The organism is Enterobacter sp. EGD-HP1 (assembly GCF_000733275.2).
In the GTDB taxonomy this organism is placed as follows: domain Bacteria; phylum Pseudomonadota; class Gammaproteobacteria; order Enterobacterales; family Enterobacteriaceae; genus Enterobacter.
Window position 1 is genome coordinate 95,251 of the sequence record NZ_AVOP01000001.1, and the last position, 21,717, is coordinate 116,967.

Here is a 21,717-nt window from a genome sequence, read left to right on the forward strand (position 1 = left end):
TTTGTTACTTTTTTTGAATTTCTGCCACACGTCATTGCATGCTTTCGTTACACTCCGTAAAATCCCGCGCCTTAGTGTGATCCACCATTTTTATGCGCCTGAGCGAAATAATTATTCTGGATTTTGACCTTTCATAACAGGAAGCCAATGGAAAAGAAACTTGGCCTGAGTGCTCTGACTGCACTCGTTTTAAGCTCAATGCTGGGTGCGGGCGTATTCAGTTTGCCGCAGAATATGGCGGCCGTCGCCAGCCCTTCCGCGCTCATCATTGGCTGGGGCATTACGGGTGTTGGCATACTGCTGCTGGCCTTCGCCATGCTGCTGCTCACCCGCATTCGCCCGGACCTGGACGGCGGCATTTTCACCTATGCGCGTGAAGGTTTCGGCGAGCTGATTGGCTTCTGTTCCGCGTGGGGATACTGGCTGTGTGCCGTTATCGCCAACGTCTCCTATCTGGTGATCGTCTTCTCGGCGCTCAGTTTCTTTACCGATACGCCTGAACTGCGCCTCTTTGGCGACGGGAATACCTGGCAGTCTATTGTGGGCGCCTCGGTGTTACTGTGGTTCGTCCACTGGCTGGTGTTACGCGGCGTACAAACGGCCGCCAGCATCAACCTGGTGGCGACGCTGGCGAAACTGGTTCCGCTCGGCCTGTTTATCGTTCTGGCCTTTATTGCTTTCCGTATGGACGTATTCAAGCTTGATTTCAGCGGCGTTGCGCTGGGCGTTCCCGTCTGGGAGCAGGTGAAAAACACGATGCTGATTACCCTGTGGGTGTTCATCGGTGTTGAAGGCGCGGTCGTGGTTTCTGCCCGGGCCCGGAATAAACGCGATGTGGGCCGCGCGACGCTGCTGGCCGTACTGGCTGCGCTCGGGGTCTATCTGCTGGTGACGCTGCTGTCGCTGGGCGTGGTGGCGCGTCCTGAGCTGGCTGAAATGCGTAACCCGTCAATGGCAGGCCTGATGGTGAAAATGCTTGGCCCCTGGGGCGATGTGGTGATTGCCGCAGGGCTGATCGTCTCCGTCTGCGGCGCTTACCTGAGCTGGACCATCATGGCGGCTGAAGTGCCGTTCCTTGCCGCGACGCACAAGGCATTTCCACGCCTGTTTGCCCGTCAAAATAAAAACAGCGCACCGTCGGCATCACTCTGGCTGACCAACATCAGCGTTCAGGTCTGTCTGGTGCTGATCTGGCTCACAGGTTCAGACTATAACACCCTGCTGACCATCGCCTCGGAGATGATTCTGGTACCCTATTTCTTAGTGGGTGCGTATCTGTTAAAAATTGCCACACGCCCGGCGCATTATGTCGTGGGTGTCGGAGCCTGTATTTACGGCCTGTGGTTGTTGTATGCTTCCGGGCCTATGCATCTGCTGCTGTCGGTCGTGCTGTACGCACCGGGTCTGCTGGTGTTTATCTACGCCCGCCGCACGCATCAGCTGGAAAACGCGCTGAAACGCCGTGAGATGGCATTAATTGGACTGCTACTGGTTGCTGCCCTACCGGCAACCTGGATGTTAATGGGATAGCATGGCCTTTCCCATTGTTGAACTGTAAAGGAGAATACGATGGGAAATGCACCGCTTCGCCCAATACTGATTACCGGCGGAGGCCGCCGTATCGGCCTCGCCCTCGCCCATCACTTTCTCAACCTTCGCCATCCGGTCATTGTCAGCTACCGTACGGAATACCCGTCGATTGAAGGGTTACGCAAAGCCGGGGCTGTCTGCATTCAGGCTGATTTTTCAACCGATGATGGCATTCTGGCTTTCGCGGAAGAGGTGAAATCCACGACGACGGGGCTGCGCGCCGTGATCCATAACGCCAGCGCATGGCGTGCCGAAAAACCCGGTACGTCACTCAGCGAAACGCTCTCCGCCATGCTGCAGATCCACGTCAATGCGCCTTATCTGCTTAACCACGCTCTGCAGGATCTGCTGCGCGGTCATGGGCACGCTGCGGGCGACATTATTCACTTCACCGATTATGTGGTGGAGCGCGGAAGCGACAAGCACATCGCCTACGCGGCGAGTAAAGCCGCACTGGATAATATGACGCGTTCGTTTGCCCGCAAGCTCGCGCCCGAGGTGAAGGTGAACGCCATCGCCCCGGCGATGATTTTATTTAACGAAAACGATGATGCGGAGTATCGCCAGCAGGCGCTGAATAAGTCGCTCATGAAAATCGCCCCGGGCGAGAAAGAGGTCATCGACCTTGTGGATTACCTGCTCACCAGTTGCTACGTCACCGGCAGAACCTTTGCCGTGGACGGCGGCCGACCGCTGCGCTAGTGAAAGCGGCTCCAGAAGAAAATTAACACCCAGGCGCTGAGTCCCCAGCAGACCACCGCCCCGCTCAGCGCCAGGGGAAGACGCAGAAAACCGGTGAAGTACCACAGCGAAAGCAGGTAGAGGAAATACGGAATGATCGACCACATGCCAAACACGATGGTCGTACGTAACGCTTCCGTGCCCCGTTCGGAAGCCACAATATAGTGAGCAATCAGCGCAAAGGTCGGAAACAGCGGGATAAGCCCGGCAATGTAGTAGTTTTTCGTTTTTGCCAGAATGCCAATCAGTAATACCACCAGCGCGCCCAGCACGGCTTTGATCGCCAGCCCCATATTTTTCCCTGGAATAATCAACTCACAATATGAGCCAGAATAACGGAACCGGCGTTAATTTTGAAAGATTAATGGAAGGTTAAGGTTTCGCGGTGTATGTTGGCTTTTTTCACGAAAACAGACGCTGTATGAATAAGATTGTTTATGTTGAAGACGAACCCGAAGTCGGACAACTGATCGCCGCCTATCTGGGTAAACATGATATGGACGTCATTGTTGAACCTCGCGGCGATCGTGCCGAAGAGGTGGTCGTCCGTGAAAACCCGGATCTGGTGCTGCTGGATATCATGTTGCCAGGCAAAGACGGCATGACGCTTTGCCGTGACCTGCGCGCCCGCTGGGACGGCCCTATCGTTCTGCTCACCTCCCTGGACAGCGATATGAACCACATTCTCTCGCTGGAGATGGGGGCCAATGACTACATTCTGAAAACCACACCGCCTGCCGTCCTGCTTGCACGCCTGCGCCTCCACTTACGCCAGCATGCCAGCGTTGAACGCGAAGCGCCCGCGCCGTCGCTGACGCCCCACAAAGCGATGCGCTTCGGTACGCTCTCTATTGACCCCATTAACCGCCAGGTGCTGCTTTCTGGCGAGCTTATCGCCCTCTCCACCGCTGATTTTGACCTGCTGTGGGAGCTGGCAACGCACGCCGGGCAAATCATGGACCGCGACGCGCTGCTGAAAAACCTTCGCGGCGTGAGCTATGACGGCATGGACCGCAGCGTTGACGTGGCGATTTCGCGTCTGCGTAAAAAGCTGCAGGATAACGCGACCGAGCCCTACCGCATTAAAACCGTGCGTAATAAGGGTTATCTGTTTGCCCCCCACGCCTGGGAAACCTGATGCCGTTATCGGGTTTGCATAACCTGCGCGAAATGAAGGCATTACACGAGGATGCCCCCTCTTTCGCGCCTTTATTTATCCGTTTGCGCAACAAATAACTTGCTAAGCACGCGAACTATTCCATAATTAAAACTACTCCTTCCTTTTCTTCGCCCGTACCGCCCCGGCTACATCCATATTTCTGTTCACCGTGAAGCTCTCACGAAACATCGCTCATAAAATCTTGAAATGAGGATTTAAGCTCATGCATTATGTATAGCTACTATGAAGTAGAGGCCATTAAAACCAATCTTGAATGGATTGTTAATCAGGCCGCGCTTAGCCATCCCTCCCCCTCGCGTACCGATCGGAAAGCGCTCTTTGATCTCCTTGAACTCATCCAGTCTTACGAAATTCTCCTGGATTTAATTAACGAATTCGGGACCGATGTGATTGATATGCACATTGCGGAAGGACTGGCCGTAACGGAAACACTCATCGCCAAGGTAAAAAACAGCGCGAATGCCATGTAACACGCTTCACAGACATGAAAATATCGACGGGTTTTCATGTATATTCTGCACAAAGCGTTTCTTCGGTGAGATCCAATGAAAAAGCTGTTTGTGCAGTTTTATCTTTTGCTGTTTGTCTGCTTCCTGGTCATGACCATGCTGGTCGGGCTGGTCTATAAATTCACCGCCGAACGTGCGGGCAGGCAGTCGCTGGACGATCTGATGAAAAGCTCGCTCTATCTGATGCGCAGCGAGCTGAGAGAGATCCCACCGCACGACTGGGCGAAAACCCTCAAAGAGCTGGATCTGAATCTGTCGTTCGATTTACGCATCGAGCCGTTAAAAGATTTTGAGCTGGATCCGCCCGCCATGCAGCGTCTGCGCGACGGGGACATCGTTGCGATGGATGAGAAATACACCTTTATCCAGCGTATTCCGCGCAGCCATTACGTGCTGGCCGTCGGGCCGGTGCCCTATCTCTATTATCTGCACCAGATGCGTCTGCTGGACATGGCGCTGATGGCCTTTATCGCTATTTCGCTCGCGTTCCCGGTTTTTATCTGGATGCGTCCGCACTGGCAGGACATGCTGAAGCTGGAATCCGCCGCGCAGCGTTTTGGCGAAGGGCATTTTACCGAACGCATTCACTTCGACAGCGGTTCCAGCTTTGAACGTCTGGGCGTGGCCTTTAACCAGATGGCCGATAACATCAATGCCCTGATTGCCAGTAAGAAGCAGCTGATCGACGGGATTGCGCACGAGCTGCGCACACCGCTGGTTCGTCTGCGCTATCGTCTGGAGATGAGCGAGAATCTGACGGAAGCGGAGTCTCAGGCCCTGAACCGCGATATAGGCCAGCTTGAAGCGCTGATTGAGGAGCTGCTGACCTACGCGCGCCTCGATCGTCCGCAAAACGAGCTAAACCTCAGTACGCCGGACCTGCCTGACTGGCTGCAAACCCACGTTGATGATGTCCAGAGCGTGAACCCGCAGCGCACGCTGTTAACGCGGGTCACGCCGGGTGATTACGGCGCGCTCGATATGCGCCTGATGGAGCGCGTGCTGGACAATCTGATGAACAACGCCATGCGCTACAGCGAAAGTACGCTCCAGATCGGACTGGATTTGCAGGGCAATCAGGCCAGCCTGACGGTGGAGGATGACGGGCCGGGGATCGCCCCTGAAGCGCGAGAAACCGTGTTTGAACCGTTTGTCCGGCTCGACCCTAGCCGCGACCGCGCCACCGGAGGATGCGGCCTGGGGCTGGCGATTGTCTACTCTATCGCGCAGGCAATGGGCGGCACGGTGCATTGCGAGGAGAGCGAGCTCGGCGGCGCGCGCTTCTGCTTTAGCTGGCCGGTGTACCATAACATTGCCCTTCCCGTCCCTGCCTGACCTTAACCGCACGCTGGCCTGACCCGGCGTGCTGTGCTATACGATAAGTATGTTGTAACTAATGAGAGTGCTTATGGCGACCTACGATCTCCTCGAACGGCTGAACAGCACGTTTCGGGAAATAGAACACGAGCTCCTGACCCTGACCGAACGTTTGCAGACCTGCCGCCTGCTGGCCGCGCGCGTCTTTACCCTGCCCGAGGTAGCTAAAGGGGCCGAGCACGACCCGCTGGACACCATCGCAGTTGAACAACACATCGGCAGCGCCGCCCTTGAGCTGGCGCTGAAGCACTATCGCCGCCTGTTTATCCAGCAGCAGTCAGAAAACCGCAGCAGTAAGGCGGCCGTACGCCTGCCCGGCGTGATCTGCCTGCAAACCGATGCAACAACGCGCGACGCGCTGGAAACCCAGATTGCCCATATCAACACCCTGAAAGCGGCATTTGAAAAGATCATTACCGAAGAGTCCGGCCTCGCCCCTGCCGCCCGGTTTGAATGGGTGCACCGCCAGCTTCCGGGGCTGATAACCCTTAACGCCTATCGCACGCTGACGGTACTGCGTCATCCCGCCACGCTGCGCTTCGGCTGGGCGAATAAGCACATCATTAAAAACTTCACCCGGGATGAGATTCTGGCGCAGCTGGAAAAAAGCCTGAAGACGCCGCGCACCGTCGCACCGTGGTCGCGCGAGCAGTGGATCGAGCGCCTGGAGCAGGAGTACCACAGCATCGCTTCTCTGCCGGCGGATACGCGCCTCAAGATCAAGCGCCCGGTGAAGGTTCAGCCCATCGCCCGCGTCTGGTACTCCGGTCAGCAAAAACAGGTTCAGTATGCCTGCCCTACGCCGCTGATTGCGCTGTATGATGCCGATCGGGGAGCCATCGTGCCGGATGTTGGTGAGCTTTTGAATTACGATGCGGACAATGTCCAGCACCGTTACAGACCTCAGGCGCAGCCGCTACAGCTGATTATTCCGCGGCTGCACCTGTACGTGGCGGGATGACTATTTCAGGCTGCCGACCATCGCTTCCGGGCGAACCCAGGCGTCGAACTCCGCCTCCGTCAGATAGCCCAGCGTCAGGGCGGAGGCTTTCAGCGTCAGCCCCTCTTTATGCGCTTTTTTAGCGATCTCGGCGGCTTTGTCGTAGCCGATATGGGTATTCAGCGCCGTCACCAGCATCAGGGATTCATTGAGCAACTGGCTGATACGCTCGCGATTCGGCTCAATCCCTACCGCACAGTGCTCGTTAAAGCTCTCCATCCCGTCCGCCAGCAGACGAATTGATTGCAGAACGTTGTGGATCACCATCGGGCGATAGACGTTCAGCTCGAAGTTGCCGGACGCACCGCCCAGGTTGACGGCGACATCGTTGCCCAACACCTGACAGCAGAGCATGGTCATGGCTTCGCACTGGGTCGGGTTGACTTTACCCGGCATGATAGAGCTGCCCGGCTCGTTTTCCGGAATGCTGATTTCGCCAATGCCGCAGCGCGGACCCGAGGCCAGCCAGCGCACGTCGTTGGCGATTTTCATCAGCGAGGCCGCCAGCCCTTTCAGCGCGCCGTGGGTGTGGACCAGCGCATCGCAGGTCGCCAGCGCTTCGAACTTGTTGGGCGCCGTGACGAACGGCTGCCCGGTGATGTTTGCCAGCTCCTCCGCCACGCGCACCGCGTATTCGGGATGGGTGTTTAACCCGGTCCCGACCGCCGTCCCGCCGAGCGCCAGTTCCGCCAGGTGCGGCAGGCTGTACTCAATATGCTTCAGGTTATGTTCCAGCATCGCCACCCAGCCGGAAATCTCCTGGCCGAGCGTCAGCGGCGTGGCGTCCTGCAGGTGCGTACGGCCAATTTTGACGATGTCGCGGAAGGCCTGCGCTTTCTCGTTGAGCGTAGACTTCAGGACGTTGAGCTGCGGGATAAGCTGCTCGCGGATAGCAATCACCGCCGCCACGTGCATGGCCGTCGGGAAGACGTCGTTAGAACTCTGGCTCTTGTTGACGTCATCGTTCGGGTGAACCTTGCGCTCCATGCCGCGCACGCCGCCCAGCAGTTCGCTGGCCCGGTTCGCCAGCACTTCGTTCATGTTCATGTTGCTCTGGGTGCCGGAACCGGTCTGCCAGATGGCGAGGGGGAATTCGTCGGGATGCTTGCCCGCCAGCACTTCGTCGGCGGCGTTGATGATGGCGGTCGCTTTGTCTGCCGCCAGCAGGCCTAAATCCTGGTTCACTTTCGCGGCGGCGCGTTTGGTGAGCGCCAGCGCCTGAATCAGCGAGACGGGCATTTTTTCAGTCGAGATACGGAAGTGCTCCAGCGAACGCTGGGTTTGCGCGCCCCATAGCTTGTCGGCCGGGACGTCGATGGCGCCCATCGAGTCTTTCTCATGGCGTACCGTGGTCATTACTTTCTCCTTGATAACAAAAGAGGGATTGCTCACATGCTTAAGGGATAAGTATTGATGACTTCTGAGAAACGATATGGCGCTTTGTGCGCTCTTATTGGTGTCGGGTGGCGCTAGCGCCACCCGATAATTTACAGAATTACTTCACACACGCCGAACACTGGGACGACTGGATCTGTTTGAAGAAGTCGTTACCTTTGTCATCCACGAGGATAAACGCCGGGAAATCTTCCACTTCAATTTTCCAGATGGCTTCCATACCCAGTTCCGGGTATTCCACGCACTCCAGGCTCTTGATGCTGCCCTGCGCGAGCACCGCCGCTGGGCCGCCGATGCTGCCGAGGTAGAAGCCGCCGTGCTTGTGGCAGGCGTCCGTCACCTGCTGGCTGCGGTTACCTTTCGCCAGCATGATCATGCTGCCGCCGTTGGCCTGCAGTTGGTCAACGTACGAGTCCATGCGGCCCGCCGTCGTTGGGCCTAACGAGCCGGAGGCATAGCCTTCAGGCGTTTTCGCCGGGCCGGCGTAGTAGATCGGGTGATCTTTAATGTACTGCGGCAGCCCTTCACCGTTGTCCAGACGCTCTTTCAGCTTCGCGTGCGCGATGTCGCGGCCCACGATAATCGTGCCGTTCAGGGAGAGACGGGTCGAAACCGGGTACTGTGAAAGCTGCGCCAGGATCTCTTTCATCGGACGATTCAGGTCAACGTGAACCGCTTCACCCTCACCCGCTTTACGCAGCGCTTCCGGAATGTATTTGCCCGGGTTGTTTTCCAGTTTTTCGATCCACACGCCTTCGCGGTTGATCTTCGCCTTGATGTTGCGATCCGCAGAGCAGGACACGCCCATCCCGACCGGGCAGGAGGCACCGTGACGCGGCAGACGGATCACGCGCAGGTCGTGGGCAAAGTATTTGCCGCCAAACTGCGCCCCGAGGCCCAGGTTACGTGCCTCTTCCAGCAGTTCCTGCTCAAGCTGCACGTCGCGGAACGCCTGGCCGTGCTCGTTACCTTCGGTAGGCAGACCGTCATAATATTTGGTTGAGGCCAGCTTGACGGTTTTCAGCGTGCTTTCAGCCGACGTACCGCCAATCACAAACGCGATATGGTACGGCGGGCACGCCGCGGTGCCGAGGGTGCGCATCTTCTCAACCAGGTAGTTCTTCAGCTTGCCCGGGGTGAGCAGCGCCTTGGTTTCCTGGTAGAGATAGGTTTTGTTGGCTGAACCGCCGCCTTTGGCGATACAGAGGAATTTGTACTCGTCACCGTCGACGCTGTAGAGGTCGATCTGCGCAGGCAGGTTGGTGCCGGTGTTGACCTCTTTGTACATATCCAGCGCCGCATTTTGCGAATAGCGCAGGTTATCTTCGGTGTAGGTGTTGTAGACGCCGTGCGCCAGGGCCGCTTCGTCACCGCCGCCGGTCCAGACGCGCTGGCCTTTTTTACCGACGATGATCGCCGTGCCGGTGTCCTGACAGGTAGGCAGAACACCTTTCGCCGCGATGTCTGAGTTACGCAGGAACTGCAGGGCAACGTATTTATCGTTCTCACTGGCCTGCGGGTCGCTCAGGATATCGGCAACCTGCTGCTGGTGCGCAGGACGGAGCATAAACGAGGCGTCGTGGAAAGCGTGCTGCGCCAGCAGCGTCAGCGCCTGCGGTTCTACCTTGAGGATCTCTTGTCCTTCAAACTCAGAGACGGAGACGTGATCGCGGGTTAACAGGTAATACTCGGTCCGATCCTTACTGAGGGGGAAAGGATCCTGATAATGGAAGGGTTTATTCGACATTGGTCTCTCACTTACTGCTTCGGTCTGTTTATTCAGGGCAGATGTTCCGCTGCCCGGCTTAAAAGCGAGTCAGCTTATCCTACACAATTTTTTAACAAAAACTGAGACTAGTACGACTTTTTACATCCACAGGTTACTTCCATGAGGTTTATTGCTTTAATACCCGGAGTTAATTCCACAATTGAATCAGGGCTTGATAATGCAAAAACTCATTAACTCAGTGCAAAACTACGCCTGGGGAAGTAAAACTGCGTTAACGGATCTCTACGGTATCGCGAACCCGGACAACCTGCCGATGGCAGAACTGTGGATGGGGGCACACCCGAAGAGCAGCTCAAAAATTGAAGACGCCAGCGGCCAGGTACACAGCCTGCGTGACGTCATTGATGCCGATAAAACCGCGCTGCTGGGTGACAAGGTCGCTCACCGCTTCGGCGAACTGCCGTTCCTGTTTAAGGTCCTGTGCGCCGACCAGCCGCTCTCCATCCAGGTTCACCCGAACAAGAAAGCCTCCGAAATCGGCTTTGCCAAAGAGAACGCGGCGGGTATCCCGTTAGACGCCGCCGAGCGTAACTACAAAGATCCTAACCATAAGCCGGAGCTGGTCTTTGCGCTGACTCCCTTCCTGGCGATGAACGCGTTCCGCGCGTTTTCAGAGATCGTTTCCCTGCTGCAACCGGTCGCAGGTGCCCACAAGGCTATCGCCCACTTCCTCGAAAACCCGAACGCAGACGCGCTGAGCCAGCTGTTTGCCAGCCTGCTGAATATGCAGGGTGAAGAGAAATCTCACGCGCTGGCGGTGCTGAAAGCAGCCCTGGACAGCCAGCAGGGTGAACCGTGGGAGACCATCCGTCTGATCTCCGAATTCTACCCGGACGACAGCGGCCTGTTCTCCCCTCTGCTGCTGAACGTGGTGAAGCTGAACCCGGGCGAAGCAATGTTCCTGTTCGCTGAAACCCCGCACGCCTACCTGCAGGGCGTGGCGCTGGAAGTGATGGCCAACTCCGACAACGTGCTGCGTGCGGGCCTGACGCCGAAATACATCGATATTCCTGAGCTGGTTGCCAACGTGAAGTTCGTGGCAAAACCTGCCGCGGAGCTGCTGACTCAGCCGGTGAAAAACGGCGCAGAGCTGGACTTCCCGATTCCGGTTGAAGATTTTGCCTTCTCCCTGCACGACCTGAGCCAGGCCGAAACCGCCATCGCGCAGGAAAGCGCGGCGATTCTGTTCTGCGTGGAGGGCGAAGCGACGCTGCGCAAAGGCGAACAGCGTCTGGTGCTTAAGCCCGGTGAGTCAGCATTCGTTGCAGCCAATGAGTCTCCGGTTAGCGTAAGCGGCACCGGTCGTCTGGCGCGCGTTTTCAATAAGCTTTAAGCACTTACTGAATTTTTTAACAACTCTTGCTAAGCTAGTTGCAGGCTTAATATCTCCAGGCGGTTTTTACCGCCTGGTTTCATTTTAGGGATAGTCGCAATGAAAAAATCGGTCGTAGCGGTTGGAGTGATTGTAGCGTTAGGCGTGGTCTGGACGGGAGCCTCCTGGTTTACCGGGAAACAGCTGGAAGGCCGTCTGGCTGAGATGGTGGCGCAGGCTAACGGCGAAATTAAGCGCAGCGCGCCGGAGGCAGGCCTTGAGCTGAGCTACCAGAATTATCATCGCGGCGTCTTTACCAGCCGTATGCAGCTGGTAGTGAAGCCGGTTGCCGGTGCTGAAAACGGCTGGCTGAAACAGGGCCAGAGCGTGGTGCTGGACGAGGTGGTGAGCCACGGTCCGCTGCCGCTGGCGCAGCTGAAGTCCTTTAACCTGATCCCGTCGATGGCATCTGTTCATACCGTGCTGGTGAATAACGACGTCACCAAACCGCTGTTTGACCTGGCGAAGAATGAATCGCCTTTCGACATTAATACCCGAATTAGCTATGCCGGTGACACAAGTTCCGATATTGCTCTGAAAGCGCTGAACTACGAGAAAGAGAATGAGAAAGTCGCCTTCAGCGGCGGCCACTTCAAGCTTGAGGCTGACCGCGACGGAAACGTGTTCTCCCTGACGGGTGAAGCGGAAAGCGGCCTGGTCAATGCCGTGAACGAATATAACCAAAAAGTTCAGCTCACCTTCAACAACCTGAAGGCCGACGGCAACAGCCGAATGACCGATTTCCAGGAGCGTATCGGCGATCAAAAACTGTCTCTCGATAAGGTTGCCATTGCTGTTGAAGGCAAAGAGATGGCCGTGCTGGAAGGCATGGACGTCAACGGTAAATCCGACGTTTCCAAAGACGGTAAGAGCATCAACACGCAGCTGGATTACACGCTGAAGAGCCTGAAAGTGCAGAATCAGGATCTGGGCACCGGCAAACTGTCGCTGAAGATCGGCAATATCGACGGCCAGGCGTGGCACGAGTTTAGCCAGAAATACAGCAAAGAGAGCCAGGCGCTGCTGACCGATGCCGCACTGCAGCAGAACCCTGAGGTGTACCAGCAGCAGGCGATGGCGGTGCTGTTCAACAACCTGCCTATCCTGCTGAAAGGCGAGCCGGTGATCACCGTTGCGCCGCTGAGCTGGAAAAACAGCAAAGGCGAAACCAGTTTTAACCTGTCTCTGTTCCTGAAAGATCCGGCAACCGCAACGGGTGAACCGCAGACGCTGGCGCAGGAAGTGGATCGCAGCGTGAAGTCGCTCGAGAGCAAGCTGACCATCCCGATGGACATGGCGACCGAGTTTATGACCCAGATTGCGAAGCTGGAAGGCTACGGCGATGAAGACGCCGGCAAGCTGGCTAACCAGCAGGTGAAAGGCCTGGCGGCAATGGGCCAGATGTTCCGCATCACCAAAGTGGAAGACAACACGATTTCCACCAGCCTGCAGTACGCCAACGGCCAGGTCACGCTCAACGGCGACAAGATGCCGCTGGAAGACTTCGTCGGCATGTTTGGTATGCCGACGCTGGGGATGCCGGAACCGGCTGAACCGGCAGCGCCAGCCGCTCCGGCGGCACCGCAGCAGTAAACGGCAAAACCCCTCGTACGAGGGGTTTTTTATTGCCGGGTGGCGCTGACGCTTACCCGGCCTACGATTCCGGGCCATTGTAGGCCCGTGCAAGCGCAGCGCCGCCGGGCGTGACCTCAGTGCGGCAGGTAAGGTTCTCTGACAAAGTCAGCCAGAAGATAAACCAGGTCATGCAATAAGCCTGCAAGTTCTTGCGAGACAGCACTTGCCAGTGTCTGACTCAATAAGGCCTGATTAAGTGCCTGAGCATATCCCACCAGCATCGCAGTATCTTGCCAGCAATCGGGAATAGAGGATTGCGCAGGTAACCCGGTGCTCAGTCGCTCAACCAGATGAGGCGGTAAATCTTCATCGCATCGGTTTTTTAGCTCATCGAGAGTAAAAGCCAGACGTCCACACAGCGCTAAGCGCTCTGCTTTGTTTTGGGTTTCCAGCAGCACGTTAACAAAAGCGCAGCAGCAATCTGTCAGTTCGAAGAGATCAAGCGTTGAGGATATCGGCAGATCGAGAAGTTGGCAGGCAATACTGTCAGTGGATTGAGGGTTAGCAAGGGTTGGGATCGTAGCCATATGGCAGCCTCCGTGTGATGTTTTAAGGCCACCATCTAAGTTTCCACGCTCAGAGGGTGGTGGCGCTGACAGGGGTGGAAACTGAATCACACGGTCTTCAGCCAGCCTTTCGACTGCCCTATCAGCGCCACCGTTGATTTTACAAGGATATGCGCTGCACCGACACTAAAACTGTGTCGTCGTGTGATGGTTCAGGTTTCCACGCCTGACTGCGGAATTTGCCGCAGTGGGGACACCTTATACGGAATGGAAAATTTAAGGAACTAATTTTATGTATTTGCACAGGATTTATCAAATTTATGCGAGCATGATTCCAAAAAGGGGAGTCGTGCATTCGATAATACCTCCATCCAAATATATTATAAGTTGCAATACACCTCTAATTAAAAAAACCAAAACTCAAACTTTTATACACTCATCCATCATTTTGGGGTTTGTATTGTGTAACTTTGATCACATAGCATTCTCTTTATATCAGCACTTGGTATATTTAATATTTCCTCAGCCAATTCAAAGTCAAGTGGCACAGTTCTTTTTTGTAAGTTCTTCACTAACTCTGACTCATTTTTGTATCCTTGAATCATTTTATAATATTTAGATTTATCCTTCCCGATTAGCTGACTTGCAGTTTCAGGAAAATTCCTTAAGAAGTCATTTACCGAGATCGTTAAGTTATCAATCATGTTAATGATAATTTCAGTTAACTCTATGTATTTGTGCAAATCTACAGAATTGACATTAGAGAGTATCTCGTCCACGGTAAAGGATTTACGTTCGTATTCACGAGCCAAGCCATCTTTTATTTTATAATCATAAGAATTCCGCTCCTGAATAATCTTATCTAACTGATTTAATTAATCTTGCACTGACACGTATGATGAGATATTAAACCACGGTTTATTTTTAATGCTTATATCATTTGTCATTATAACTTGAAGAAGATGCTCATAATTTAGATTTAACGGTGAGAATGAATAGATAATTAGCGGTACTGCAATAGTGCGTTGCAATGGATGCTCAGATAAATTATTTGTATAATTTCCCTTGAGGCTTAATAATGTCCCCTGCATATTCTGAAAGCCCAGTATTGTCTTGTTGACAGTATCTATCTTAAGCTTATTTGTAAGAAATTTATCCTGCCATTTATAACCAGACTTAGCACTCAAGTAAGCAACAGCGGCTGAGAGCAAAAGCGTTAAAAATGGCATAATGTAATCTTTAGACCAATCGACATTATTAACCTGCTTTACTATTTCTTGAGTTTCCTTCACGGAATCGGAGAGATGATTGATAGCTATAACAATAGAAAAAAGATCTGGGCTGGACATAGAACTCCTCCATAAGAGCTAACGTTGTTACATAAAACAAGACTTATGAACATGTCATTTATTTCACTTAAGCGCAGCACATTAGAATCATGCATATAAGATATAATAAATACTTGATAATACTATTACACATAATTTTTAGCCGGGTGGCGGCTACGCCTTACCCGGCCTACGATCCGCCGTTGTAGGCCCGTGCAAGCGCAGCGCCGCCGGGCGATGTGCAGCGGAGATTACTTCACCGTTACCAGCCGCGCCGCCACAATCTGGTGTCCGGCCTGGACATCCGTATTGTCGATGCGCTGCATGATCCTGTCCGCCAGCGTGTAGCCCATTTCGCGCGCGGGGGTGGTGGCCCAGACGATCGGCAGATCGTCGAGGGCGTTTTCACCGACGTCGGCAAACGCCCCAAGCGCCACCTGGTGGCCGAAGAAGGTTTCCACCCCACCCTCGCCGCTCTGACGCCCGGCGCGGATCAGGCCAAACCAGGCGCCCATGGCAATCACGTCGTTGTAGCAAATCACGGCGCTGATCGTCGGACTGCTGCGCAGCAGCGCGCCTATCGCTTCCGCCGCTTTCTTCTGGCTGGATTCACACTCCACCACCCATTCGCTGTGGAACGGCAGGCCGTATTTAATCAGCGTCGCGCAGTAGCCGCCTACCCGCTCGGCGCGGGTCAGAGACGAGCTTTTACCGCCCAGCCAGGCAATGCGCTGATGCCCGCGACGAATAAGATGCTCGGTCAGCATTTGCGCGGCCTGCATGTTATCCGGGCGCAGCGTATCGGCCTCGTCCAGGTAGCTGGCGCGCGAAGCAAACACAAGCGGCACGCCTTTCGCGGCGGCGCGCTCGCACAGCTCGCTGCCCACGCCCGACGCCCCGGCGACGATCACCCCGTCCACCCCCTGGTTCAGCAGCATATCGAGCCGGGAGAGAAGCTGATCGGACTCGCGACCGCCGTGCAGCAGAAAGACCATCCGCCCCTGGGCTTCAAGCGCTTCGGTTAACCCGGCGGTCAGCTCCGCATAGAAAGGTGACGTCAGGTCGCGAACGATCAGGCCAATCACTCCGCTTTGCCCACCGCGCAGCGCCGACGCCTGGCGGTTACGCACAAAGCCCAGCTGTTCAACCGCCTCGTTAACCCGCTGACCGGTCGCAGGAGAGATGCGCCCTTTCCCGCTCAGCACCAGAGAAACGGTGCTGACGGAAACGCCCGCCGCCAGCGCGACATCGTTGATGGTGATTTTTTTCGCTACAGCCATGTGTCGGTGTGACTCCCTGAAATGAGATCGGTAAAACGTTTTATCAATACGTTATCTTTATACTACCAGTCAAAGCCTGAGAATGTGATTTAGCGCGCACTAAACTTTGATAAAACGTTTTATCTTCTTGCAGCATTGAAGCAGGCAAACTGATTTTAACAATAAAGGAGTCGTTTTATGACGGCGAAAGCAGCACAAAAAATATCGCTGTGGGAATTTTTCCAGCAACTGGGTAAAACCTTTATGCTGCCCGTGGCACTCCTCTCGTTCTGCGGGATCATGCTCGGGATCGGCAGCTCGCTAAGCAGTAAAGACGTCATCACGCTGATCCCGTTCCTCGGTACCCCCGTGCTGCAGGCGATCTTTATCTGGATGAGTAAAGTCGGCTCCTTTGCGTTTAGCTTCCTGCCCGTCATGTTCTGTATCGCTATTCCGCTGGGCCTGGCGCGCGAGAATAAAGGCGTCGCGGCGTTTGCCGGGTTTGTAGGTTATGCGGTGATGAACCTCGCGGTTAATTTCTGGCTGACTGCGAAAGGCATTCTGCCGACCACAGACGCTGCCGTGCTGAAAGCCAACAACATTCAGAGCGTGATTGGTATCCAGTCTATTGATACCGGGATCCTCGGTGCAGTGATCGCGGGTGTGATTATCTGGATGCTGCACGAGCGCTTCCACAATATCCGCCTGCCGGATGCCCTGGCCTTCTTCGGCGGTACCCGCTTCGTGCCGATTATCACCCTGGTGGTCATGGGTCTGTTCGGCTTAATCATTCCGCTGATCTGGCCGGTCTTTGCTATGGGCATCAACGGTATCGGCCGCATCATCAACGGCGCGGGAGATTTTGGGCCGATGATCTTCGGCACCGGCGAGCGTCTGCTCCTGCCGTTTGGCCTGCAGCATATCCTGGTGGCCCTGATTCGCTTCACCGAAGCGGGCGGGACGATGGAGGTGTGCGGTCACGACGTGAGCGGTGCGCTGACCATCTTCCAGGCGCAGCTGAGCTGCCCGACCACCCACGGCTTCTCCGAAAGCGCCACCCGCTTCCTGTCTCAGGGTAAAATGCCTGCCTTCCTCGGCGGCCTGCCGGGTGCCGCGCTGGCGATGTACCACTGCGCGCGCCCGGAAAACCGTCATAAAATTAAAGGCCTGCTGATTTCCGGCGTGATTGCCTGCGTCGTGGGCGGTACCACCGAGCCGATCGAATTCCTGTTCCTGTTCGTTGCGCCGGTACTGTATCTCATCCACGCGGTGCTGACCGGTCTGGGCTTTACCGTGATGGCGGTGCTGGGCGTGACCATCGGCAACACCGACGGCAACGTGATCGACTTCGTGGTGTTCGGGATCCTGCACGGCCTGTCCACCAAGTGGTATCTGGTGCCGGTCGTGGCGGCTATCTGGTTTGCGGTTTACTACGGCATCTTCCGCTTCGCCATCACCCGCTTTAACCTGAAAACGCCTGGCCGCGATACCGATACGGCGAGCAGCGTTGAACAGGCGGTTGCCGGGACAGTGGGCAAATCCGGCTATAACACCCCGGCCATTCTGGCGGCGCTGGGCGGTGCGGATAACATCACCTCGCTGGATAACTGCATTACCCGCCTGCGTCTGTCGGTGGCGGATATGTCAAAAGTGGATACCAACGCCCTGAAAGCCAACCGGGCCATTGGCGTGGTACAGTTAAATCAGCATAATTTGCAGGTGGTTATCGGCCCGCAGGTGCAGTCGGTGAAGGATGAGCTGGCTACCCTGATGCGAACAGTAGAAGCCTGATGCCTCACCCCCCTCTCAGGAGGGGGTTTTACTTTAAGGATTACGTCATGTTTGATTTCTCTACCGTCGTGGATCGACACGGCACCTGGTGTACGCAGTGGGACTACGTCGCCGACCGCTTTGGCGCGGCGGACCTGCTGCCCTTCACCATCTCGGATATGGATTTCGCCACCGCACCCTGCATTACCGACGCGCTGCATCAACGCATCAATCACGGCGTGTTGGGCTACAGCCGCTGGAAGAACGATGAGTTTCTCGCCGCCGTCGCGCACTGGTTCCAGCAGCGCTTTAAAAGCATGATTGATATGGAAACCGTCGTTTATGGTCCTTCCGTTATCTACATGGTGTCAGAGCTGATTCGTCTCTGGTCACACCCCGGCGACGGCGTAGTGGTTCACACCCCGGCATACGACGCGTTTTACAAAGCCATTGAAGGCAATGCGCGTCATGTGGTGCCCGTGGAGATGGAAAAGCATGCCGCAGGCTGGCAGGGGAATATGGCTGCACTGGAAGCGGCCCTGGCGAAACCTGAAAACAAGATTTTACTGCTGTGCAGCCCGCAAAACCCAACCGGCAAGGTCTGGACGCGGGATGAACTGACGCACATGGCGGAGCTGTGCGCACGCTATGACGTGGCGGTTATCAGCGATGAAATCCATATGGACATGGTGTGGGGAGAGCATCGTCACACGCCGTGGAACGCGGTGGCACGCGGCAAATGGGCGCTTCTCACCTCCGGCTCGAAAAGCTTTAATATTCCGGCGCTGACGGGCGCTTACGGCCTGATTGGTGATGAAGAGAGCCGGAACGGCTACCTCAGCGCGCTAAAAGGTCGGGACGGTCTCTCTTCCCCTTCCGTGCTGGCGCTGACGGCGCATATCGCCGCCTACCAGAAGGGAGCGCCGTGGCTGGATGCCCTGCGGGGTTATCTGGAAGAGAATTTGTTGTATATCGCGCAGGAAGTAAACAGCGCTTTTCCGAAACTGAACTGGCAGCCGCCGGAAGCGACCTATCTGGCCTGGATTGACCTGCGCCCGCTGAATATTGACGATCGGGCGCTGCAAAAAGTGCTGATCGAGCAGCAAAAGGTCGCCATCATGCCGGGATATACCTACGGCAAAGAGGGAAATGGCTTTGTTCGCCTGAATGCGGGCTGCCCGCGCAGCAAGCTCGAACAAGGCGTTCAGCGCCTCATTGCCGGGATTAACGCACTCCTGTAATCAATTTGCGCAACGGAATATTCCCTTGCGCAAATAGCTTTTTACCCCGTTTTGTTTTTATAATATGGCGCACTTTAACCAGAAAAGAGTGCGACCATGATTGATACACGCCTGCCTTTAACTGATATTCATCGTCACCTTGACGGTAACATTCGTGCCCAAACCATCCTCGATCTTGGCCGCCAGTTCAATTTAACGCTCCCCGCGCAGACGCTTGAGTCGCTGATCCCGCACGTACAGGTGACCTCCAGTGAACCGGACCTGGTCAGCTTCCTGAGCAAACTCGACTGGGGCGTGAAGATGCTGGCCTCGCTGGATGCCTGCCGCCGCGTGGCGTTTGAGAACATTGAAGATGCGGCCCGTAACGGCCTGCACTACGTCGAGCTGCGCTTCTCGCCGGGCTACATGGCGATGACCCACAGCCTGCCCGTTGCAGGCGTGGTGGAAGCCGTCATTGAAGGCGTCCGCGAAGGGTGTAAAACCTTCGACGTTCAGGCCCGTCTGATTGGCATTATGAGCCGCACGTTCGGCGAAGCCGCCTGCCTGCAGGAGCTGGAAGCGCTGCTGGCCCATCGCGATGCCATCACCGCCGTCGACCTTGCCGGCGATGAGCTGGGCTTCCCGGGCAGTCTGTTTCTCTCCCACTTCAACCGCGCGCGCGATGCCGGCTGGCACATTACCGTGCATGCGGGTGAAGCGGCTGGCCCGGAAAGCATCTGGCAGGCCATCCGCGAGCTGGGCGCCGAGCGTATCGGTCACGGCGTGAAGGCGGTCGAAGATCGCACCCTGATGGATTTCCTGGCGGAGCAGCGTATCGGGATTGAGTCGTGCCTGACGTCTAACATTCAGACCAGCACCGTGGCAACGCTGGCGCATCATCCGCTGAAAACCTTCCTCGAGCACGGCGTGCTGGCCTCGCTGAACACCGACGACCCGGCGGTTCAGGGCGTGGATATCATCCACGAGTACAACATCGCCGCACCGCAGGCGGGTCTGAGCCGCGAGCAGATCCGTCAGGCGCAGATCAACGGGCTGGAGATCGCCTTCCTGACGCCTGAAGAGAAGCAGGCGTTGAAAGATAAAGTGGCTCGCGGTTAACACCGTTGCCGGGTGGCGCTGACGCTTACCCGGCCTACAAAATATTAAAAAATTATGCCAGACAGAGCGTGGCGCGATGTTTGGCAGATTCGATACCCAGCTCGATCAGCTCCATTATCTGAATCGCCTGGCTGGCCGGAACCGGATTCTCTCCCGTGCCGTTCAGCGCATCGCGGATGCCCGCATAATAGGCCGGATAATTGCCCGGGATCGTCAGCAAGGTCTCCTCTACCAGCTCCTCACCTTCCACCCGCGTGACCACCCCGTCGCGCATATCATAGCCCCAGTCTTCCTGTGGCAGACGTTCACCGCTTTTCAGTCGGTCCTCCTGAGGATCGAGACCAAACTTTACGTAGCTCCCACGCGTACCGTGAATAATATAGCGGGCCGATTCCGCGGCCGCGACCATCGTGCCGTGCAGCACAATCCGCCGCTGCGGGTAGCTGAGCACCGCGTGGAAGTAATCGGTTGTCTGCGCCCCGGGTCTGAGCTGGGCCAGATCGACCGTCATGCTCACCGGCAGACCAAAAAGATTGACGGCCTGATCCAGCAGATGCGGGGCTAAATCGTACCAGATACCGCTGCCCGGACCGGCCTGCTCGCGCCAGCGGTTTCGCACCTGCGGACGGAAGCGGTCAAAGTGAGATTCAAAAAAGAGGATCTCCCCTAGCGTTCCTTCACTGAGAAGCCTTTTTACCGTCAGAAAGTCGCTGTCCCAGCGGCGGTTATGGAAAACCGACAGCAGCCTGCCAAGACTCTTTGCCAGCGCATCCAGTTCGCGAGCCTGAGACAGCGTGACGGTAAAGGGCTTATCGACAACCACGTGCTTACCGGCTTCCAGCGCGGCCTTTGCCAGCGGAAAGTGGGTGTCGTTCGGTGTGGGGATAACGATTAAATCAATATTCGGATCGTTGAAAAGGTGTTTAGGTTCAGAGACAACCGGCACGGAGGGCCAGTCGGCATGGACTTTAGCGGCATCGCTGCTGGATACCGCAGCCAGCGCCATCCCCGGCGTCCCGGCTATCAGAGGCGCATGAAACGTTTTGCTTGCATACCCGTAGCCGATAAGCCCAACGCGGATATTATCACTCATAGTGCCGTCCTCTTTTATGACGTTCTTATTTCACACTGGCTAGCCTGGCAAGAGCACAGATTAATAATGTGCCATATGACTTAAAATAGCAGGTTATACGGGTTGTTTTTGTTACATAGTATTAACCTACTGATTTTGTTTAAGGGAACCGTTCCCAAAGCGCTTGCCGTTGGGGAATCGTCGCTGTAACATCTGCGACCTGTATTTATGGATAAAGTACAATTACGAATCATGACGTCAATTATTAATCGAATCATTGAATTAGCGGGATGGATTGTCCTTGGGGTTTCGGTCATTTTGCTGGGCGTCGCCAGCCATATCGATAACTACCAGCCGCCGGAGCCTGTCACAGTCGCCCAACCTAAGTAACCGGTTACTGCAATAAAGAGTGACATAATATGTCAGTTACGTATTGCCAGCCCTGGTGAACACGGTTAACCTTCTCTTCCAGGCATCGTCTGATGCCTGAATTTCAGCAAAGAAAACTCCTAATTTCGTCGCGTTACCTGAGTGGGCTGTTTACGTCTTTATTAATCCGTTTATTATTCGAACGAATTACCTTAACTGGTATTACTCACTTTTATATGGAAACTTATTAATATGACAGTTCAGGACTATTTATTAAAATTTCGCAAGATCAATTCGCTTGAGAGCCTGGAAAAACTGTTTGACCATTTGAACTACACCCTGTCGGATAATCAGGACATCATTAATATGTATCGCGCCGCTGACCATCGCCGTGCGGAGCTGGTTTCCGGCGGTCGTTTGTTCAACGTCGGGGAAGTGCCTAAGTCTGTATGGCGTTACGTTTTATAAGAAAGTAGCCATCCGCGC

The 21,717-nt window shown here is 55.4% G+C and carries 21 protein-coding genes; 13 read left to right on the plus strand and 8 right to left on the minus strand.

The annotated features are described in order from the left end of the window. Nucleotides 1–147: 147 nt before the first annotated feature. A complete protein-coding gene (locus N037_RS00450) occupies nucleotides 148–1,530 on the plus strand; it encodes an amino acid permease (RefSeq protein WP_023335474.1) in 1,383 nt (460 codons plus the stop codon). Nucleotides 1,531–1,569: 39 nt separating this feature from the next. After that, the gene (folM, locus tag N037_RS00455; protein WP_023335473.1) at nucleotides 1,570–2,292 is read left to right on the plus strand and encodes a dihydromonapterin reductase; all 723 of its coding nucleotides are present in this window, start codon (nucleotides 1,570–1,572) and stop codon (nucleotides 2,290–2,292) included. On the opposite strand, the gene N037_RS00460 is transcribed toward folM, so the two are convergent. Then, complete coding sequence (locus N037_RS00460) at nucleotides 2,289–2,624, minus strand: GlpM family protein (protein WP_032638230.1); 336 nt, start codon at nucleotides 2,622–2,624, stop codon at nucleotides 2,289–2,291. The genes folM and N037_RS00460 overlap by 4 nt on opposite strands. Nucleotides 2,625–2,752: 128 nt before the next feature. Between N037_RS00460 and rstA the strand changes: the two genes are divergently transcribed. From rstA to tus, 4 genes are all read left to right on the plus strand, one after another. Continuing rightward, the gene (gene rstA, locus N037_RS00465; RefSeq protein ID WP_032639102.1) at nucleotides 2,753–3,469 is read left to right on the plus strand and encodes a two-component system response regulator RstA; all 717 of its coding nucleotides are present in this window, start codon (nucleotides 2,753–2,755) and stop codon (nucleotides 3,467–3,469) included. Nucleotides 3,470–3,720: 251 nt separating this feature from the next. Then, nucleotides 3,721–3,981 (plus strand): hypothetical protein, encoded by a 261-nt coding sequence (locus N037_RS00470; RefSeq protein ID WP_032638231.1) that lies wholly within the window; start codon nucleotides 3,721–3,723, stop codon nucleotides 3,979–3,981. A 75-nt stretch (nucleotides 3,982–4,056) separates the two neighbouring features. Next, entirely contained in the window at nucleotides 4,057–5,355 is a 1,299-nt protein-coding gene (gene rstB, locus N037_RS00475; RefSeq protein WP_023335469.1) for a two-component system sensor histidine kinase RstB, read from the plus strand. 73 nt (nucleotides 5,356–5,428) lie between these two features. After that, on the plus strand, nucleotides 5,429–6,358 hold the full coding sequence (tus, locus tag N037_RS00480) for a DNA replication terminus site-binding protein (RefSeq protein ID WP_032638232.1): 930 nt from the start codon (nucleotides 5,429–5,431) through the stop codon (nucleotides 6,356–6,358). Here tus and fumC read toward each other — a convergent pair whose 3' ends face one another. Both fumC and fumA read right to left on the minus strand, forming a co-directional pair. Next, nucleotides 6,359–7,753 carry a class II fumarate hydratase gene (fumC, locus tag N037_RS00485; RefSeq protein ID WP_032638233.1) on the minus strand — a complete coding sequence of 465 codons (1,395 nt, stop codon included), beginning with the start codon at nucleotides 7,751–7,753 and terminating at the stop codon, nucleotides 6,359–6,361. A 139-nt stretch (nucleotides 7,754–7,892) separates the two neighbouring features. Next, nucleotides 7,893–9,539, minus strand: coding sequence for a class I fumarate hydratase FumA (gene fumA, locus N037_RS00490; protein ID WP_032638234.1), 1,647 nt, complete (start codon nucleotides 9,537–9,539; stop codon nucleotides 7,893–7,895). A gap of 199 nt (nucleotides 9,540–9,738) precedes the next feature. Between fumA and manA the strand changes: the two genes are divergently transcribed. Together manA and N037_RS00500 are read left to right on the plus strand one after the other, a co-directional pair. After that, nucleotides 9,739–10,914: a mannose-6-phosphate isomerase gene (gene manA / locus N037_RS00495; RefSeq protein ID WP_032638235.1), complete on the plus strand. Its 1,176-nt coding sequence runs from the start codon at nucleotides 9,739–9,741 to the stop codon at nucleotides 10,912–10,914. A 99-nt stretch (nucleotides 10,915–11,013) separates the two neighbouring features. Continuing rightward, nucleotides 11,014–12,546, plus strand: a complete 1,533-nt coding sequence (locus N037_RS00500; protein WP_032638236.1) for a YdgA family protein — start codon at nucleotides 11,014–11,016, stop codon at nucleotides 12,544–12,546. Nucleotides 12,547–12,662: 116 nt separating this feature from the next. On the opposite strand, the gene N037_RS00505 is transcribed toward N037_RS00500, so the two are convergent. From N037_RS00505 to N037_RS00520, 4 genes are all read right to left on the minus strand, one after another. Further along, complete coding sequence (locus tag N037_RS00505; RefSeq protein ID WP_032638237.1) at nucleotides 12,663–13,115, minus strand: hypothetical protein; 453 nt, start codon at nucleotides 13,113–13,115, stop codon at nucleotides 12,663–12,665. Nucleotides 13,116–13,537: 422 nt separating this feature from the next. After that, a complete protein-coding gene (locus tag N037_RS00510; RefSeq protein WP_032638238.1) occupies nucleotides 13,538–13,906 on the minus strand; it encodes a hypothetical protein in 369 nt (122 codons plus the stop codon). A gap of 63 nt (nucleotides 13,907–13,969) precedes the next feature. Beyond that, on the minus strand, nucleotides 13,970–14,443 hold the full coding sequence (locus N037_RS00515) for a hypothetical protein (protein WP_032638239.1): 474 nt from the start codon (nucleotides 14,441–14,443) through the stop codon (nucleotides 13,970–13,972). A gap of 230 nt (nucleotides 14,444–14,673) precedes the next feature. Continuing rightward, complete coding sequence (locus N037_RS00520) at nucleotides 14,674–15,702, minus strand: Mal regulon transcriptional regulator MalI (RefSeq protein WP_023335463.1); 1,029 nt, start codon at nucleotides 15,700–15,702, stop codon at nucleotides 14,674–14,676. Between the two features lie 177 nt (nucleotides 15,703–15,879). Here N037_RS00520 and malX point away from each other — a divergent pair, with 177 nt between their 5' ends. The 3 genes from malX to add all read left to right on the plus strand — a co-directional run bounded on the left by malX (nucleotide 15,880) and on the right by add (nucleotide 19,790). Next, nucleotides 15,880–17,472, plus strand: coding sequence for a maltose/glucose-specific PTS transporter subunit IIBC (gene malX / locus N037_RS00525; RefSeq protein WP_032638240.1), 1,593 nt, complete (start codon nucleotides 15,880–15,882; stop codon nucleotides 17,470–17,472). A gap of 47 nt (nucleotides 17,473–17,519) precedes the next feature. Next, nucleotides 17,520–18,692, plus strand: coding sequence for a MalY/PatB family protein (locus tag N037_RS00530; protein WP_032638241.1), 1,173 nt, complete (start codon nucleotides 17,520–17,522; stop codon nucleotides 18,690–18,692). A 96-nt stretch (nucleotides 18,693–18,788) separates the two neighbouring features. Continuing rightward, nucleotides 18,789–19,790, plus strand: a complete 1,002-nt coding sequence (add, locus tag N037_RS00535) for an adenosine deaminase (RefSeq protein WP_032638242.1) — start codon at nucleotides 18,789–18,791, stop codon at nucleotides 19,788–19,790. A gap of 52 nt (nucleotides 19,791–19,842) precedes the next feature. Here add and N037_RS00540 read toward each other — a convergent pair whose 3' ends face one another. Next, the gene (locus N037_RS00540) at nucleotides 19,843–20,883 is read right to left on the minus strand and encodes an oxidoreductase (RefSeq protein ID WP_023335459.1); all 1,041 of its coding nucleotides are present in this window, start codon (nucleotides 20,881–20,883) and stop codon (nucleotides 19,843–19,845) included. A 243-nt stretch (nucleotides 20,884–21,126) separates the two neighbouring features. On the opposite strand from N037_RS00540, the gene blr reads away from it, so the two are divergent. After that, nucleotides 21,127–21,252: a division septum protein Blr gene (gene blr, locus N037_RS23260; RefSeq protein ID WP_168112406.1), complete on the plus strand. Its 126-nt coding sequence runs from the start codon at nucleotides 21,127–21,129 to the stop codon at nucleotides 21,250–21,252. Between the two features lie 231 nt (nucleotides 21,253–21,483). After that, nucleotides 21,484–21,699, plus strand: a complete 216-nt coding sequence (ydgT, locus tag N037_RS00545) for a transcription modulator YdgT (RefSeq protein ID WP_013096896.1) — start codon at nucleotides 21,484–21,486, stop codon at nucleotides 21,697–21,699. The last annotated feature ends 18 nt before the right edge of the window (nucleotides 21,700–21,717 follow it).

What these genes read in the sequence shown, in the direction of transcription:
- folM (WP_023335473.1), top strand. Translation starts at nt 1,570, where the DNA reads ATGGGAAATGCACCGCTTCGCCCAATACTGATTACCGGCGGAGGCCGC.
- N037_RS00530 (WP_032638241.1), top strand. Translation starts at nt 17,520, where the DNA reads ATGTTTGATTTCTCTACCGTCGTGGATCGACACGGCACCTGGTGTACG.
- manA (WP_032638235.1), top strand. Translation starts at nt 9,739, where the DNA reads ATGCAAAAACTCATTAACTCAGTGCAAAACTACGCCTGGGGAAGTAAA.
- N037_RS00520 (WP_023335463.1), bottom strand. Translation starts at nt 15,702, where the DNA reads ATGGCTGTAGCGAAAAAAATCACCATCAACGATGTCGCGCTGGCGGCG.
- N037_RS00500 (WP_032638236.1), top strand. Translation starts at nt 11,014, where the DNA reads ATGAAAAAATCGGTCGTAGCGGTTGGAGTGATTGTAGCGTTAGGCGTG.
- ydgT (WP_013096896.1), top strand. Translation starts at nt 21,484, where the DNA reads ATGACAGTTCAGGACTATTTATTAAAATTTCGCAAGATCAATTCGCTT.
- tus (WP_032638232.1), top strand. Translation starts at nt 5,429, where the DNA reads ATGGCGACCTACGATCTCCTCGAACGGCTGAACAGCACGTTTCGGGAA.
- malX (WP_032638240.1), top strand. Translation starts at nt 15,880, where the DNA reads ATGACGGCGAAAGCAGCACAAAAAATATCGCTGTGGGAATTTTTCCAG.
- fumC (WP_032638233.1), bottom strand. Translation starts at nt 7,753, where the DNA reads ATGACCACGGTACGCCATGAGAAAGACTCGATGGGCGCCATCGACGTC.
- fumA (WP_032638234.1), bottom strand. Translation starts at nt 9,539, where the DNA reads ATGTCGAATAAACCCTTCCATTATCAGGATCCTTTCCCCCTCAGTAAG.
- N037_RS00540 (WP_023335459.1), bottom strand. Translation starts at nt 20,883, where the DNA reads ATGAGTGATAATATCCGCGTTGGGCTTATCGGCTACGGGTATGCAAGC.
- rstB (WP_023335469.1), top strand. Translation starts at nt 4,057, where the DNA reads ATGAAAAAGCTGTTTGTGCAGTTTTATCTTTTGCTGTTTGTCTGCTTC.
- N037_RS00460 (WP_032638230.1), bottom strand. Translation starts at nt 2,624, where the DNA reads ATGGGGCTGGCGATCAAAGCCGTGCTGGGCGCGCTGGTGGTATTACTG.
- N037_RS00515 (WP_032638239.1), bottom strand. Translation starts at nt 14,443, where the DNA reads ATGTCCAGCCCAGATCTTTTTTCTATTGTTATAGCTATCAATCATCTC.
- rstA (WP_032639102.1), top strand. Translation starts at nt 2,753, where the DNA reads ATGAATAAGATTGTTTATGTTGAAGACGAACCCGAAGTCGGACAACTG.
- N037_RS00450 (WP_023335474.1), top strand. Translation starts at nt 148, where the DNA reads ATGGAAAAGAAACTTGGCCTGAGTGCTCTGACTGCACTCGTTTTAAGC.
- N037_RS00505 (WP_032638237.1), bottom strand. Translation starts at nt 13,115, where the DNA reads ATGGCTACGATCCCAACCCTTGCTAACCCTCAATCCACTGACAGTATT.
- add (WP_032638242.1), top strand. Translation starts at nt 18,789, where the DNA reads ATGATTGATACACGCCTGCCTTTAACTGATATTCATCGTCACCTTGAC.
- N037_RS00470 (WP_032638231.1), top strand. Translation starts at nt 3,721, where the DNA reads ATGTATAGCTACTATGAAGTAGAGGCCATTAAAACCAATCTTGAATGG.